Origin of the sequence: Halocella sp. SP3-1, assembly GCF_003953885.1 — a bacterium.
Taxonomy (GTDB): domain Bacteria; phylum Bacillota; class Halanaerobiia; order Halanaerobiales; family DTU029; genus Iocasia; species Iocasia fonsfrigidae.
This window is the reverse complement of the sequence record NZ_CP032760.1, coordinates 3,670,934-3,686,987: the sequence shown is the minus strand read 5'-3', so window position 1 is coordinate 3,686,987 and position 16,054 is coordinate 3,670,934. Positions and strand designations below refer to the sequence as shown.

General features: G+C 35.6%; 16 protein-coding genes and 1 tRNA gene. 15 read left to right on the top strand and 2 right to left on the bottom strand.

Annotated elements, in window-relative coordinates:
• The first annotated feature begins 168 nt into the window (after nt 1–168).
• Nucleotides 169–411, top strand: coding sequence for a hypothetical protein (locus tag D7D81_RS17655; RefSeq protein WP_125991337.1), 243 nt, complete (start codon nt 169–171; stop codon nt 409–411).
• A 65-nt stretch (nt 412–476) separates the two neighbouring features.
• On the opposite strand, the gene D7D81_RS17650 is transcribed toward D7D81_RS17655, so the two are convergent.
• Nucleotides 477–1,175: a hypothetical protein gene (locus D7D81_RS17650; protein WP_125991336.1), complete on the bottom strand. Its 699-nt coding sequence runs from the start codon at nt 1,173–1,175 to the stop codon at nt 477–479.
• Nucleotides 1,176–1,294: 119 nt separating this feature from the next.
• A tRNA-Pro gene (locus D7D81_RS17645) sits at nt 1,295–1,371 on the bottom strand.
• 150 nt (nt 1,372–1,521) lie between these two features.
• Between D7D81_RS17645 and hisZ the strand changes: the two genes are divergently transcribed.
• The 14 genes from hisZ to D7D81_RS17575 all read left to right on the top strand — a co-directional run bounded on the left by hisZ (nt 1,522) and on the right by D7D81_RS17575 (nt 15,973).
• Entirely contained in the window at nt 1,522–2,790 is a 1,269-nt protein-coding gene (gene hisZ / locus D7D81_RS17640; protein ID WP_125991335.1) for an ATP phosphoribosyltransferase regulatory subunit, read from the top strand.
• Nucleotides 2,778–3,437, top strand: coding sequence for an ATP phosphoribosyltransferase (gene hisG, locus D7D81_RS17635; protein ID WP_125991334.1), 660 nt, complete (start codon nt 2,778–2,780; stop codon nt 3,435–3,437). Before hisZ ends, hisG begins: the two co-directional genes overlap by 13 nt.
• On the top strand, nt 3,421–4,725 hold the full coding sequence (gene hisD / locus D7D81_RS17630) for a histidinol dehydrogenase (protein ID WP_502699987.1): 1,305 nt from the start codon (nt 3,421–3,423) through the stop codon (nt 4,723–4,725). The genes hisG and hisD overlap by 17 nt, the downstream gene beginning before the upstream one ends.
• Nucleotides 4,709–5,314, top strand: coding sequence for an imidazoleglycerol-phosphate dehydratase HisB (hisB, locus tag D7D81_RS17625; protein WP_125991332.1), 606 nt, complete (start codon nt 4,709–4,711; stop codon nt 5,312–5,314). Before hisD ends, hisB begins: the two co-directional genes overlap by 17 nt.
• On the top strand, nt 5,314–5,946 hold the full coding sequence (hisH, locus tag D7D81_RS17620; protein WP_125991331.1) for an imidazole glycerol phosphate synthase subunit HisH: 633 nt from the start codon (nt 5,314–5,316) through the stop codon (nt 5,944–5,946). The genes hisB and hisH overlap by 1 nt, the downstream gene beginning before the upstream one ends.
• On the top strand, nt 5,924–6,643 hold the full coding sequence (gene hisA / locus D7D81_RS17615; RefSeq protein WP_125991330.1) for a 1-(5-phosphoribosyl)-5-[(5-phosphoribosylamino)methylideneamino]imidazole-4-carboxamide isomerase: 720 nt from the start codon (nt 5,924–5,926) through the stop codon (nt 6,641–6,643). The genes hisH and hisA overlap by 23 nt, the downstream gene beginning before the upstream one ends.
• Complete coding sequence (hisF, locus tag D7D81_RS17610) at nt 6,644–7,408, top strand: imidazole glycerol phosphate synthase subunit HisF (protein ID WP_125991329.1); 765 nt, start codon at nt 6,644–6,646, stop codon at nt 7,406–7,408.
• A 434-nt stretch (nt 7,409–7,842) separates the two neighbouring features.
• Nucleotides 7,843–8,487: a bifunctional phosphoribosyl-AMP cyclohydrolase/phosphoribosyl-ATP diphosphatase HisIE gene (gene hisIE, locus D7D81_RS17605; RefSeq protein ID WP_125992337.1), complete on the top strand. Its 645-nt coding sequence runs from the start codon at nt 7,843–7,845 to the stop codon at nt 8,485–8,487.
• 580 nt (nt 8,488–9,067) lie between these two features.
• Nucleotides 9,068–10,564, top strand: coding sequence for a sugar ABC transporter ATP-binding protein (locus D7D81_RS17600; RefSeq protein WP_125991328.1), 1,497 nt, complete (start codon nt 9,068–9,070; stop codon nt 10,562–10,564).
• A 17-nt stretch (nt 10,565–10,581) separates the two neighbouring features.
• Nucleotides 10,582–11,556: an ABC transporter permease gene (locus D7D81_RS17595; RefSeq protein WP_125991327.1), complete on the top strand. Its 975-nt coding sequence runs from the start codon at nt 10,582–10,584 to the stop codon at nt 11,554–11,556.
• Nucleotides 11,557–11,676: 120 nt separating this feature from the next.
• A complete protein-coding gene (locus D7D81_RS17590; RefSeq protein WP_125991326.1) occupies nt 11,677–12,849 on the top strand; it encodes a sugar ABC transporter substrate-binding protein in 1,173 nt (390 codons plus the stop codon).
• 39 nt (nt 12,850–12,888) lie between these two features.
• Complete coding sequence (locus tag D7D81_RS17585; RefSeq protein WP_125991325.1) at nt 12,889–13,860, top strand: ABC transporter permease; 972 nt, start codon at nt 12,889–12,891, stop codon at nt 13,858–13,860.
• Nucleotide 13,861: 1 nt separating this feature from the next.
• Nucleotides 13,862–14,875, top strand: coding sequence for a nucleoside hydrolase (locus D7D81_RS17580; protein ID WP_125991324.1), 1,014 nt, complete (start codon nt 13,862–13,864; stop codon nt 14,873–14,875).
• Between the two features lie 198 nt (nt 14,876–15,073).
• Nucleotides 15,074–15,973, top strand: coding sequence for a ribokinase (locus D7D81_RS17575; protein ID WP_125991323.1), 900 nt, complete (start codon nt 15,074–15,076; stop codon nt 15,971–15,973).
• Nucleotides 15,974–16,054 lie beyond the last annotated feature (81 nt).

Below are 16,054 nucleotides of genomic sequence, written 5' to 3'. Positions count from 1 at the left end.
AAAGTTATCCACATAAATATCCACATATTAACAGGGCAGTAATAAAGAAGGATTTTTTCAGCTTTAAGGTATAGGTAAGTTTTGAGTGAATTTAAAAAATAAAATTGGTAATATTAATAATAGTTTAAGTATTAATGGATTAAATATTATTAGAGAGGGTAATTCTATATGACTAAAGAAACTGATTTTATAACAGATGACCTGGCCAGAAGGATATATAACCGTTTGGCAGATAATGATAATGGATTTATTCCTTATCCAGACTTTAAATTGAAGTATCACTTAGCCCAGCGGGCTGAAAATAATAAGCCTGAGCTGGTTTCGATTAAAGTGATCAATGAAAGTGGGGATAGTATAGGCAGTTATAATCTTAAATATGGAGAAGGTTTTTCTGACTATACTGTAGAGTAAGCTTGAATCCAGGGTAGGTAAAAGGGGCTGCTTATTTTCAAACAGCCCCTTTTAAAAATTGATATTTAATACTTAACAGAAAGACCTGCAGTAAAGCGGAAACCGCTGAGTTCTACATCACCATCAATATCGGATTCAAGCCAGGATTCTATATCATCTTCAAGTTCAACATCAATATCAGCTTTTCTATAACCAGCATTGGCCATGAAGGAGAGGTTATCTCTTATGGGATACTTAAGATCTACTGCCAGGATATAACCGAGTCCGTCTCCCTCAAATAATGTTATATCACTACTATCGGAATAACCATATTCCCCATATGAATAGCTGCCACTTGTTTCTAAATCATACTTAACAATTGAACCGCTGAAAGATAGATAGTCATTAACCCGGAAGACTATCTCTCCATAAGGACCGGCTAGTTCAATTTCTTCTTCAAGGTCAAGACTGTAAAATTCTTCTGAATTAAATTTAACCTTACCACCTAATGATAAATCTGCTTTGACAGAATCATAGCCTAAACCAGCTGCCAGCTTATCATTAAACCAGTAGCGAGCACCAGCATAAAACCCTGCTCCGTTATTGCCGTCAATATCAAGATTAATTTCATCTGGAGACTCATCATAGTCATTATCGATTTTCCATTCAGTATCCATTTCTAGTGTGTTATAGGTGAGTCCACCTACTAATTCCAATCCTTTAGCTGATACAGTAAGAGACAAAAGTAGAATGAAAATAAATGTTAATAAATAAATTTTTTTCATTAAAACACCCCCTTGATTAATTTGTTTAATATATATTTGCTTAAGAAGGTGTTTATGACAGGGAAAATTATATTTAAAAGAAAAAAGACCTTTCCGGAAAGGAAAGGTTACTATACTTATGGTCCGGCTGCCCGGATTTGAACCGGGGACCTCTTGCTCCCGAAGCAAGCGCGCTACCAAACTGCGCTACAGCCGGATAAAAATATTGATTTATAGTTGCTATAGGCAATTTGCTTTTATATTATACCAGAAATATTTTGGATAATCAATCCCTTGACAAAAAGGAATATGTGTGTTATATTCTTTAATATATTAAAGTATTAAAATAATAAAGGAATGATGTAAAATGCCTAGTAATATATTGAAATCACCGCGGGGAATGAGGAGTTATCTGCCGGAAACTGCGGTTGAACTAGAAGAGATAGAGGGAAATATACGCCAGACTTTCAGGCTCTGGGGGTATCAGCCTTTTATTACCCCAACACTTGAATACTATGAGGCTTTAACTGTTGGTATGGGTTCAAGACTTAAAAAGGAATTATATAAATTTATAGATTATGAGGGAAATATTCTCACCCTGCGGCCAGAGCTTACGGCACCTATTGCGCGAACAATTGCTGCCAGGGTAGGTGAGATGACTTTACCTGGACGTTTTTCTTATAGTGCCTCTGTTTTTCGTTATGATGAACCCCAGACAGGTAAGAATAGAGAGATATATCAGATGGGTGTAGAATTAATTGGTGAAGGGGAGAGTAAGGCAGATGCTGAAGCCCTTATCCTGGCTATTGAGGCAATCCTCAAGACAGGTTTGAGGGATTTCAAGTTTGATATAGGCCATACAGGTTATTTAGATGGAATTATTGAAGAATTGAAGTTGGATAGAGAAGAGATTGATCAAATTAAAACATATCTAAATGGAAAGAATATAGTCGGTTTGAATAATTACATTGAGAAAATGGGGATAGCTAATAAAGACCTTCTTTATAAGCTGCCGGGGCTCCGCGGAGGCAAGGAGATTCTCAATAAAGCCGGGGATATGGTAAGTAATAAGAGGTCAAGGGAGGCCCTGCAAAATCTACGTGATATTTATGCCTATGTGGCAGACTATGGTCTGGCAGATTATCTGACTTTTGATTTAGGACTTATTAGAGGTTTTGATTATTATACCGGTGTAGTCTTTGAGGGTTTTACAGAAAAGCTTGGTTATACAATCTGTGGTGGTGGGAGATATGATAATCTTATCAGACAATATTGTCAAAGAGATATCCCGGCCATTGGCTTTGCTATTGGTCTGGAGAGGGTTAGACTGGCTTTGAAAAAACAGTCATACCATTTCCAGGAAGACAAAATTGATGATTTATTTCTTTTTCCGGCTGACAAAAGGAAATTAGCCTTGGCTACAGCCAGGACTATGCGGGAGAAAGGTTATATAATTATCCTGGAGGAGAGGGATGTACTTAGTAATGAATTGATTAATTATGCCGGAGAGATAGGGGCAGAAAGGATAGTATCCTTTCATCCAGTTGCTAGTGTTGAAGTGATTAAGATTAAAGATAAGGAGAGATTTAAACAGGAGATAAGTGAAGGGTGGGAGGGTATATTATGGCCAAAATAATAACTGCTTTACCTAAGGGAAGGTTAATGAAACAAGTTGTTGAAATATTAAAAGAGGCTGGCTTTATTTCCACTGGACTGGATATAGATGAGATTTCACGTAAACTGGTTTTTACTGATGAGAAGACAGGGCATTCGTTTTTACTGGCTAAACCCAAAGATGTACCTGTTTATGTAGAACACGGTGCAGCTGATATCGGTGTAACCGGTAAGGATGTTATTCTTGAACACGGCAAAAGGCTATATGAGGTCCAGGACCTGAAGGTAGGGGCCTGTAAACTGGTGGTTGCTGTGCCAGCTGAACAGGGAATAAACAGGGTTGAGGATATCCCTGATCACAGCCGGGTAGCCACTTCTTTTCCTAATATTACCAGGCATTTCTTTCAAAAAATTGGTAAGCAGGTAGAGATAATTTATTTGAATGGGTCGGTTGAACTGGCTCCACTGGTTGATCTGGCTGACCTGATTGTAGATATTACTTCAACTGGAACAACCCTGCGCAAAAATAATTTGCTACCCATAGCAGACATTGCCTTTTCATCATCTAGACTAATTGTTAATAATGTCAGTTATAAGACTAAACATGGGATTATTGGGAAATTGATCGAAAAGCTTAATGAGGTAAAGGGAGATGATAGTGATGCGTAAATTATCTTATTCCCGTGATCGAGGGGAGATAAATAATCTGCTGGCAGGGAGAGGATTTGCTGTGGCAGATGAAAGAACAGAACTGGTTAATGGTATTATAAATGATATATTAAATAATGGTGATCAGGCAGTTTTAAAATATACTGCTAAATTTGATGGTATAGAACTGGACGATTTACTGGTAAGTGATGAGGAATTTAAGGATGCCTATAATATGGTGGATGATGATTTTATTACTTCCCTAAAAAAATCAATTGTTAATGTCAGGGAATTTCACCGCAAACAACTGCGGCAGAACTGGTTTACATATAAGAATAGTGCTATGACAGGTCAAATAATTAAGCCGTTAGCCAGGGTAGGGGCCTATGTACCAGGTGGTAGGGCTGCTTATCCATCTTCTGTTGTCATGACAGTTATTCCTGCTAAAGCTGCCGGGGTTAAGGAAGTAGTAGTAGTATCACCACCAGATAAAGAAGGCCGGATAAACCCCTATACACTGGTGGCGGCCAGAGAAGCAGGTGTTGATGAAGTATATAAGATAGGTGGTGCCCAGGCTATTGCTGCCCTGGCCTATGGGACAGAGACCATAGAAGGTGTTGATAAGATAGTAGGGCCAGGTAATATTTATGTTACTCTGGCTAAAAAGGCTGTCTACGGGGTAGTCGATATTGATATGCTGGCTGGTCCCAGTGAGGTTTTGATACTTGCTGATAGTAGTGGACACCCTGATTATATAGCAGCAGACTTACTTTCACAGGCTGAACACGACCCCTTAGCTATCTCTGTCTTGATAACAGATAGTGAGATGCTGGCAGAAAAGGTAGATAAAGAGCTTGCTCTGCAGTTAAAAGGATTAAACAGGAAAGAGATAGCCACTACTTCAATTAATGAAAATGGGTTAATTATTCTTGTTGATGATATTAAGGCAGGGACTGAGCTGGTTAACCGTTTTGCCCCGGAGCACTTTGAATTACTAGTCAAGGAGCCCTTTACTATTTTACCTGAAATTGATAATGCAGGAGCGATTTTTATAGGTGAATATTCATCTGAACCTCTGGGAGATTATCTGGCAGGTCCCAATCATGTTTTACCAACAGGTGGTACAGCCCGTTTTGCTTCACCACTAAACACAGATGATTTTATTAAGAAATCGAGTATTATTTATTACCAGAAGAAAGACCTGGCCTCTATCAGTGATGATATCATTCAACTGGCAGAACTGGAGGGTTTAGATGGGCATGCTAATGCTGTTAAAATAAGGTTTGAAGGGAATGAGTCCAATGATTAAAATAGAAAGGGAAACGGCTGAAACATCTATTAGCCTTGAATTAGAGCTTTACGGCAGTGGTAAGGCTGAGATTGATACAGGGATTGGTTTTTTTGACCATATGCTTAATTTAATATCCTGTCATGGTTTTATGGATTTGAAGCTAGCTGTTCAGGGTGATCTGGAAGTTGATGAACATCATACAGTAGAGGATGTAGGGATAGTATTGGGGCAGGCTATTAAGAAGGCTTTAGGTGATAAGGCCGGTATTAAACGCTATGGAAATGTTACTATACCAATGGATGAGGTTGTTATGCAGGTTGTTCTGGACTTGAGCGGCCGTAGTTATTATGCTGCTGATCTGGAGTTCAGCAGGGAATGTGTAGGTGCTTTTCCTGTAGAGTTATTTGCTGAGTTTTTCAGATCCCTAAGTAGTAATGCCGGAATGAATCTTCATTTTATGATGATCAGGGGTGGTAATGCCCATCATGTAATTGAAGGGGCTTTTAAGGCCTTTGGACGTGCCCTGGATGAGGCGACCAGTATTGATCAGAGGATCGGGAATAAAGCCCTTTCGACTAAAGGGAGTCTAGGGGAAGGTGATCAATAGTGATAGTTGTAATAGATTATGATATCGGTAATCTTGCCAGTGTTGTTAAGGCCTTTGAATACCTCAATGTACCAGTAAAACTCAGTAGTGATTACCGTGCTCTTGCAGAAGCCAGTGGTATAGTACTACCTGGTGTAGGTGCTTTTGGTGAGGGAATGGAGAATCTTAAAAGGTTAAAGCTGGAGAAACGAATTATTGAAGAGGTCAGAACTGGTAAACCCTTTTTCGGTATCTGTCTGGGTATGCAGCTTTTATTTAGTAGTAGTGAAGAATGTCAGGAGACTGCTGGACTGGGCTTGATTGAGGGTGAAGTAAAGTTATTTGATCGTAATAAAGTTGGTAAGGTACCACATATTGGCTGGAATCAGGTGGAGATCATAAAGAAAGACCAGGTTTTTGATGGCTTAAATGGAGAAAATTTTTATTTTGTACACAGCTATTATGTGAAACCAGTACGGGATGATGTGATACTTGGCAAAACAAATTATGGCAATCAAACCTTTGCAGCTGTGGTAAGAAGGGATAATGTCTGGGGTATGCAGTGCCACCCTGAGAAGAGTAGCCAGGTAGGTTTGAGTGTTTTAAGAAACTTCAGTGGGGTGGTTTTAAATGCTAATAATTCCAGCAATTGATTTAAAAGAGGGATGTTGTGTAAGGCTTTTGAAAGGTGATTTTAGCAGGGAGACGGTATACAGCAAGAATCCACTGGAAATGGCTGGGTACTGGCAGAAGCAGGGGGCTCAATACCTTCATATGGTTGATCTGGATGGGGCTCGTGATGGTAAACCACAGAATCTATCTATCATCAAAGAAATTGCCTCCAGTCTTGATATACCTGTTCAATTAGGTGGTGGTATCAGGTCTTTAGAGATAATTGACTTATACCTGAAAGCCGGGGTTGACAGGGTAATCCTGGGCACCCTTGCCCTGGAAGCTCCGAAAGTTGTTAAAGAAGCGGTAAAGAAATACGGCCCTGAGAGGGTGGTAGTAGGGGTTGACGGTCGCCGGGGTAAGGTTGCTGTTAAAGGGTGGCTGGAAGATAGTGATATAGATGTAGCCCATCTGATCAAGGAGATGAAAGAGATAGGGGTCAAGACCTTTGTATATACCGATATTAGTAAGGATGGAACCCTGGAGGGTCCAGATATTGCCGGGCTTGCCTCTTTAAATAAGATTGACCAGATAGATGTTATTGCTTCAGGTGGGGTTTCATCCCTGGAAGACCTGAAAGAATTAAAGGAAATAGGCATTAAGTATTCTATTGTGGGAAAAGCCCTGTATACAGGTGACCTGTCCCCTGACCTGAAGAAACTACAGGAGGAATTATAAATGTTAACTAAACGGATCATTCCATGTCTGGATGTTAAGGATGGAAGGGTTGTTAAAGGAGTGAATTTTGTCAATTTACGGGATGAAGGTGACCCTGTAGATTTAGCCAGCTTTTATGATCAAGCAGGAGCAGATGAGCTGGTTTTTCTGGATATTACTGCCTCACATGAGGAACGTAGTATTATGCTGAATATTGTTAAAGAGACTGCCTCCAGGGTTTTTATTCCTTTCACAATTGGTGGTGGTATCAGGACAATAAATGATATGAGAGAGATACTATTAGCAGGTGCTGATAAAGTATCTATCAACTCTGCTGCTATTAAAAATCCTCAGCTTATTGCTGATGGGGCAGCTAGATTTGGCAGTCAGTGTATCGTCCTTGCAATTGATGCACGGAGGCGGGACAAAAATGACTGGGAGGTCTATACCCACGGTGGACGAAATGCAACTGGCTTAAATGCTGTTGACTGGGCAATAAAGGCGGAAGAGATGGGTGCTGGTGAAATACTCCTGACTAGTATGGATGCAGATGGTACTAAAGATGGCTATGACCTTGATTTGTTAAAAACTATCTCTGAAACAGTAAATATACCTGTAATTGCCTCTGGTGGTGCAGGCAAACCTTCTCATCTAAGAGATGCTTTGATAGTTGGTAAGGCTGATGCTGTTCTGGCAGCTTCTATCTTCCATGAAAAAGAATATACAGTTAAAGAGATAAAGAATTATCTGGCAAATGAAGGCCTACCTATACGGAAGATTGATTAAGAGGAAAGAGTATTTTATAAATAAGGGTCTTTCATAATAGACCTTTTGCATAATTGAATTGTTATCCAGACGATTAAAACGGAGCACCTAGGGCACTCCCTATTTAAATAGACCATACAAGAAAATTAAGGTTGCAGAATTTAGTAAAGACAATTATGAAGAAGGATGTTTTTTGTTTCGCTGAGTTTTTTTAAAATAACGCATGGATAGCTCAGCACTAGCACAGCGGTGCGTCGGACCTTGGTTTAGGGAGTTTTGACGTCCTCGATGGACTAATACTGGCTCCTACCTTGCGTATTTCAATAAAGGAGGCAGTAAAAACAGCCCATAATTGGCTGATACTAAATTCGTTGCGGAGTTTTTGTCTGGGAACAATCAATTATGCAAGACGCTAAATTAATTGTTTAACAGGTGGTGTAAAAGTGGATAAGATAATGAAAAATGTAAAATTTAATGAAAAAGGCTTAATTCCTGCTATTCTACAGGATAGTAATACAAAGGAAGTCTTAATGGCAGCCTATATGAATCAGGAATCCCTGGAGATGACTTTGCGAAGTGGAAAGGCTACTTTCTGGAGCCGTTCCAGACAGGAATTATGGGTTAAGGGGGAAACCTCCGGGAATTATCAACTAGTGGAAGAAATAAGGATTGATTGTGATAATGATACTATCCTTGTCATGGTAAAACCACTGGGCCCGGCCTGTCATACAGGAAAAAAAAGTTGTTTTTATCGTAAACTGGATGGTCAGATTTTAGATAATAAAGAAGATGGTGATAGTTATAATTACTTTCTGGAAAAGGCTGTTTTCCTTAAAAAATTATATCAATTGATCAAGGAGCGCAAAGATAAGCCGATAGAAGGCTCTTATACAAACTATCTCTTTAATGAAGGTGTTGACAAGGTCTGCAAAAAGGTAGGGGAAGAGGCTGCTGAGGTTATTATAGGGGCTAAAAATGCTGATCATGATGAGATAGTCTATGAAGTAAGTGACCTAATCTATCATTTGCTTGTTTTATTAAATATCTATCAGATACCCTTAGAGGATATTTTGATTGAGTTAGAGGGTAGAAGTAAATAAGTAACATTTTAAATAATGATTAAGTCCAAAGACGACAAAAATTTTGAACAATCACGAATTTGTTAAAAACTCGGTATTGAAGACACTTTCCTAAATATCGAAGAATCTCTGGAATATAGAAAAGACAATATCTAATATAATAAAAGTATTTGCCCCAACAAGGATGAATACTTTTTTTATATTATTGATTTAATTCTTACACAGTATGTCCTGGGCTAATCGTAATATAAAAGGAAAACATACAGAATAAAAGGATAGTATTATTCACTTAAATAATCATGAATGCTATAATTATTTTAAGAAAGAACATTAATTATGATAAATTTCATCTTTACCAAGTGTCCTCGTATAGCTTGTTTATTAGACTTGTAAACTTAATATGAAAAAATCATGACTTCATATGAAAAAATCATGACTTCCTTTATATATCAAATGTATTTAGTTTTAGAAACAAAGTTTTTATCAGAGAATTTTGGATATAACACTTTGATTTAGCTCTTAAATTATGTTTTCTTTCCGGGGAGGCTAATTCAAGTTTGATATAACTTAACAAAACTTATTTTGATAGGAGGTGGATAGTTTGAAAAAGGATATTATTTTAAAAGTAGATAACATATATAAGAGCTTTGGACCAACAAAAGCACTTACAAATGTTTCTACCGAAGTAAGATATGGAGAGATCCATGGTTTAATTGGAGAGAATGGTTCTGGGAAATCTACATTATCTTCTATTATTGTTGGAGCTCAAAACGCAGATAGTGGAGAAATGTATTTTGACGGAAAATACTATGAACCAAAGGATATTTTAGATGCCAATAATAATCAGATTAATATGATTGTTCAAGAACAGGGCACAGTAAAGGATGTTACTGTGATGGCAAATGTGTTTGTTGGAAAAGAAAGTTTATTTTCCAAATTTGGTATACTTAATTTAGATAAAATGTATAGAGAGACTAAAAAAATCCTTGATTCCATTGGTGTTAACCATATTGACCCCAAAGCAATGATTAATTCACTGTCTTTTGAGGACAGAAAGTTAGTTGAAATTGCTCGTGCAATGTATAATAGGCCCAAATTGCTTATTGTAGATGAGACCACTACTGTTTTAGATAAAAAAGGGAGAGATATTCTGTACGATATTATGGATGACATGCGTAGTAAGGGGAAATCTATTATATTTATTTCTCACGATATAGATGAGCTTATTGCAATGTGTGATGCTGTAACAATATTAAGAGATGGTAACATAACAGGTAGACTCTCCAAGAAAAAGATGGAAGCAAATAAAATAAAACAGCTTATGATTGGAAGGGAAATAAGTGATAATTTTTATCGTCAGGATAGTGAAGGGACAAGTAGTGATGAGATAGCAATTGAGGTTAATGATGTTTCATATGGGGTATTGAAAAATGTTTTTCTCAAATTGAATAAAGGAGAAATTCTTGGAATAGGTGGTCTTACACAATCTGGTATGCATGAGCTTGGAAAAATAATGTTTGGTCTAATAAAACCGTATACAGGTGATGTAAAAGTAGGGGATAGTGTTGATATTACTACACCGCATAAAGCTATAGATAATAAGATTGGATATGTTTCAAAAAATAGGGATACGGAAGCTCTAATGACAGCAGCCAGTATTAAAGATAATATATGTTTACCTTCACTGGATAAATTAGAAAAATGGGGTATTATAGGTAAAAATGTTGAGAAAAAATTGGTAAATACCTGGACAAATAAATTAAGTATAAAAATGAGTTCTATTAGTCAGTTTTGCATGTATTTAAGTGGTGGAAACAAGCAGAAGGTTTCTATTGCCAAGTGGTTAGCAAATGGCTCCGAAATAATGATTGTAGATTGTCCTACTCGTGGTATTGATGTTGGTGTTAAAAGTGATATTTACGATTTAATGTATGATTTAAAGACTCAAAATAAATCTATATTGATGATTTCTGAGGAACTGCCAGAATTAATTGGTATGAGTGATAGGATTATTATATTTAAAGATGGTCAGATATCAGGAGAATTTGTACGAAATGAAGAATTGAAAGAATCTGATTTAATTAATTATATGATTTAAAGCGGAGGTGAGTATATTTGAAAATCTCGCTATTAAATAGTATTACAATAAAAAATAGAATTAAGACTTATAATTTAAAAACAAAACTAGTTAAAGTATTACCTTATGTTGGGATTGTTTTAATCTTATTATTCTTTGAAATAATAAGTGATGGTAGGCTCTTAACAGTAGCTAATGGCTCTGTAATTATTAGTCAGGTATTTAGTATTGCAATTGGTGCAGCAGGTATGATTTTTGTGATATCACAAGGTAACTTGGATTTTTCTATGGGAGCAATAGTTGGTATTGTGGCTGTAGTTGCAGCATTAGTATCACATTATAGTTTGTTTTTAACATTACCGGTATCACTTCTATTAGGTGCATTAATAGGAGTTATTAACGGTTTTACAAATTCGGTGCTTAAAATCCCTTCATTTATTGCAACTATAGGAATTTCCTTTATACTTAAAGGAATTACTTATATACTTCTGGATTCAGGTTCTATTGGGGCCAGTTTTTATCTGGGGAAATATGATACAATTTTCATTAAGACAATAGTGCTTTTAATTATAATGGTTATTGGTTTCATTGTTTTTGAATATAGTAAATTTGGTAAACGTTCCAGGGCAATTGGTTCTAATATACAGGCAGCCAAACAGTGTGGTGTTAATATTATAAAAAGCAAGATTTTGGCATATGTGTTTTCTGGTCTATCATGCGGTCTGGTGGCCTTCTTTAGTATTGTGAAATCTTTTACTGCGTCTACTTCAACTGGTGTTAATTTTGAAGTAGATGTGTTAATTGCTTTAATGCTTGGGGGATTACCAATTACTGGTGGTTGTAACTCAAGGTTTAGAAATGTTATTATTGGTAGTTCAATTATGGCATTGGTCTCAAATGGTATGACTTTATGGGGTATAGATAATTTTAACCAACAGCTAATTAGAGGTGTAATATTTATTTTAGCAGTCATAGTATCTTTTGATAGAAAGAATATTACAGTGATAAAATAAAGTTTTAAAATTTTCTGTCTAAAAAAATTATAAAAAAAGGGGGGGAGGTTAACATAAGTTTAATATATTATAACAGTATATAACTTAACAGAAGCTAAAATAAAAAAAGGGGGAAATATTATGAAAATGAAGATAGTTCTATTAATTCTTTGTATTATGATTTTATTTGTAATGTTTACTGGATGTGCAACCTTGGACAAAAATTCTATGGATAATAGCAACAAGGAATCTACAGTAGAAAAAACAAAGGATGATTTTACTATTGGTATGCCTATGATAGTTTCTAATGCTTCTGTCTGGGTTGCCATCAAGAAGAGTGTAGAGACGGCATGTAATGCTGCTGGGGGTAAGGTTATATTTGAAAATTGGGATTATAGTCCTGAGGGGCTTGTAACTGCAAGTGAAAAACTTATCTCAGCTGGTGTTGATGGTCTTGTTTTGATACCTCCAGCTGATTCGGTTATACCCAAATTACAAAAAATGTGTGAAAATGCAAAAATTCCTTTTGTATTACCATTTCGTTATATTAAAGATGAAGCCATTAAAGCAAATGTTGAATCTTCATCATATTATGTAGGCAATAGCAATGAAAACGATGAAGAAATTGCTTATAAAATTGTTAAGATGTTACATGAACAGGGTGTAAATAATCTGGCAGTACTTGGCTTAAAAAAGGGTGATATCAGTGGAGATAGAAGGGATGTTGGTATAAGAGAGGCATGTAAGGATCTGGGTATAAAACTTTTAGCTGAAACAAGGGGCTTAACAGATGGAAATGATGCCACAAAGGCAGTTGAAAGTTTTATAGCTTCATACCCTGAAATGGATGGTATATTTATTGTTGGTGGGGCAGTAACGCCAGGAAGTTTACAAGGTACTATCAAAGCACTTGAAACACATAATAAAGAAGGTTCGGTAAAGGTTGGAATGATTGATTTTGCAAAAGGTATGGGCGAAGAATTTAACAAGGGTAGTCTTAAGGTTGTTGCAGGGGGAAATATGGTTGCAGACCCGACATTGACATCTGCTATGCTTATAAATAGGGTTAAAGGTACACCACTATCAACTAAACCGATGACTTTAAAAATCAATATGATGTTTATAACAAGCGCTGAGGATGCGGATAATTATGAAAAATATGTAGAAGGTGATATACCTCCATATACAGCTGAAGAATTTAAGCAAATGATGTTTAAATTTGAAAATGATTCTGTTACAAAAAAAACAATGTTTAATATTGCCCAAACATTTGGATTGGAAGATATAATGAAAAGACACAAAAGCTTGTTTTAATTGGTTTAATGGAAATAAATTATTGAGAGGATTTTTATAATGAAAAATATTGTGATCAAAATATTTATTGCCCTGTCAATACCAATTTTACTATATTCAGTTTTACTAATTTTGGTACCTGAAAGGTTGGGTTCTTTTGAGAGTCTATATATTATTCTGATTCAGTCTATTGTTCCAACAATTATTGCATATGGAATCAGTTTTGGATTTAAAGCTGGAATATTTGACTTTACAATTGGTTCTAGAATAATACTTGCCGGGTTAATTGGGGGATTAATGTCTGTTGAATTTGGACTATCCGGGTTAATTATTGGATGTATGCTAAGCAGTATTATCTTAGGTATTATCACAGGTGCAATATATTATTTTTCACGAATTCCGTCAATGGTTGTTTCTTTTGGGTTACTAATGATTTATGAAATTCTAGGTGCAAAATTAGTTAATGGTGGATTAATTACACTAAGCTCTAAGTTAACTGTTTTAGGTAACTTTCCGTATAATATTTTAGTTCTGGCAGGTACTTTAATTTTGTTTTATCTGGTATTTTACTATACAAGTTTTAGCAGTCAGACACAGCTGGTTGGAAGTAATGAATTAATTGCAAAAAATGTGGGTATAAAACCTATGAAGGTAAAATTTAATACCTATGTTATTGGTTCTATTTTCCTCGGAATAGCATCAGTCATGCAATTTTGTTATTCGGGGTCAATGGCTGCTAAAGTTAATCTTGTTAGTTTAGTGGCTATTTTTCGCCCATTGATTGGTTTAATAATCGGTTTAACTATTCTTCCAGTTTGTAAACTTCCTTTTGGAATATTTATAGGAATATTTTCACTTAACATTATTTTCACGGGTATTATTGCACTGGGATTGCCAGATAATTTACAGAATGTATCTTTAGGAATTTTTCTATTAATGGTGGTTACTATCACATCAAAGAGGGACGATATTAAAGAGTTTATGACTCGTAAGAAAAAAAGTAATTTTATAAATAAACTCAGGGAGGTATAAAATGAAATTTCCAATTATAACCAGAGAGGAAATGATTCGACGTTTGAGTCCTACAAAGGGAGAGGTACAAGTTGTATTGGATACAGACACATACAATGAAGTTGATGACCAGTTTGCACTTTCATATGCCTTGCGTTCTCCGAAGGAAATTAATGTTAATGCTGTTTATGCAGCCCCGTTTTTTAATTCAAAAGTTGCAAATCCTAAAGAGGGGATGGAAAAGAGTTATAATGAGATATTAAAAATTTTTAATATCTTAGGTAAAGACCCGTCGGGAAAAGTATTTAGAGGCTCAACTAATTATCTTAAAAATTATAAGCATCCTTTAGATAGTGAAGCAGCAAGGGATCTTGTGAAACGGGCAATGTCAGCTGAAGACTTATTATATGTGGTTTCTATTGGTGCAATTACAAATATTGCTTCAGCTATTTTAATGGAACCTGAAATTATTAGAAAAATTGTTGTGGTGTGGTTGGGAGGACACCCACACTATTGGCCACAAACCTGGGAATTCAATCTGATGCAGGATGTTTTAAGTTCACAATTGGTATTTGATTGTGGAGTTCCACTTATTCAAATTCCATGTATGGGTGTTGCATCACAACTGACAACAACCGAATATGAACTTGATTATTATTTAACAAACAAGAGTAGAATTGGAACATATCTAAGTGACACTGTAAAAAGCTTTACTAAAGATGAAAATGCTTTTGAGGAATATAATGCAGCTATGGATAAATATCTGGAGGGTACAGCTGATTACGAAAAAGATGTTTGTGCTAATATGGAGTATCAACCTGACACATATGCCTGGTCAAAGATTATTTGGGATATTTCTGCCATTGCCTATCTTATAAATCCAGGCTGGCTTTGTACAACATTAGTAAATGCCCCAGTTTTATTAGATAATTTCAAATGGAAAATAGATTCTTCACGACATCTAATGCGAGTGTGTAATTTTATTAAACGTGATTGTGTGTTTGGAGATATGTTCAAAAAATTAGCTGTAGATTAAGCAGTTTTGTTATATAGGTTTGATAGCAAAAAACTTGGTTCTAATCAGAAATTCAATTGAAAAAATGTTTATAAAAAAGACTCCCTTTTTTAATATGTCATTTTATAAAACAAAACAGGAGGGAGTCTTGTATGGTAGGTAACACATATATCAGAATAAAATTAGGTATCATAAAAAATATTTTAGGGGACTGATTACATGAAAATTCTAAACTTTGGCTCTTTAAATATTGATTATGTTTATAGTGTTGAACATATTGTGAATCCAGGAGAAACGATTAATTCAACAGATCTTGAAGTATTCCCTGGTGGTAAAGGATTAAATCAGTCTGTTGCCCTTGCCAGAGCAGGGGTACAGGTTTATCATGCCGGGATTTTCGGAGAAGATGGTGATATTATATTAAATGTATGCAAAAAAAATAATATTAATATAAAGTATTTAAAAACTGTATCACAAAGAACAGGTAATGCTATTATCCAGGTGAGTAATACTGGTCAGAATAGTATAGTATTATTTGGTGGTGCAAACCATCAAAATAGTAAGGAGTATGTAGATGAAGTATTATCTGATTTTGGTGAAGATGATATTATTTTGCTACAAAATGAAATTAATTTACTGGATTATATTATTGAACGTGCATATGAGAAGAAAATAAAAATAATATTAAACCTTTCTCCCATTAATACTGCTATCTTTAAGTGTGATCTGAGAAAGATAGGTATTTTTATTATGAATGAAGTTGAGGGAAGGCAGATAACTGGTAAAAAGGAGACAAATAAAATTTTAAACAGCATGAAGGTTAAATATCCAGCTGCTAAGGTAGTTTTAACACTTGGTAAAGATGGTGTTATTTATCAAGATGGTGAAAAAACTTATACCCATGGTATTTATAAAACGAAGACATTGGATACTACCGCAGCAGGGGATACATTTACCGGGTATTTTATTGCTATGCTTGTTCAAAATTATCATATTGAAGAAGTATTGAGGATTGCCTCAGTTGCATCTTCTCTTGCTGTTGCTCAAAAGGGTGCATCAAGGTCTATCCCAAAAATAGATGATGTATTGAGATCAAAATTGGAATACAAGAATAATTGAGAAAATTTTTGGCTTTTGTAACGCTCTTTGGTCATATAGACTTTTGTGATTTATAAATATCAAGAATTTTCATACTGGAGA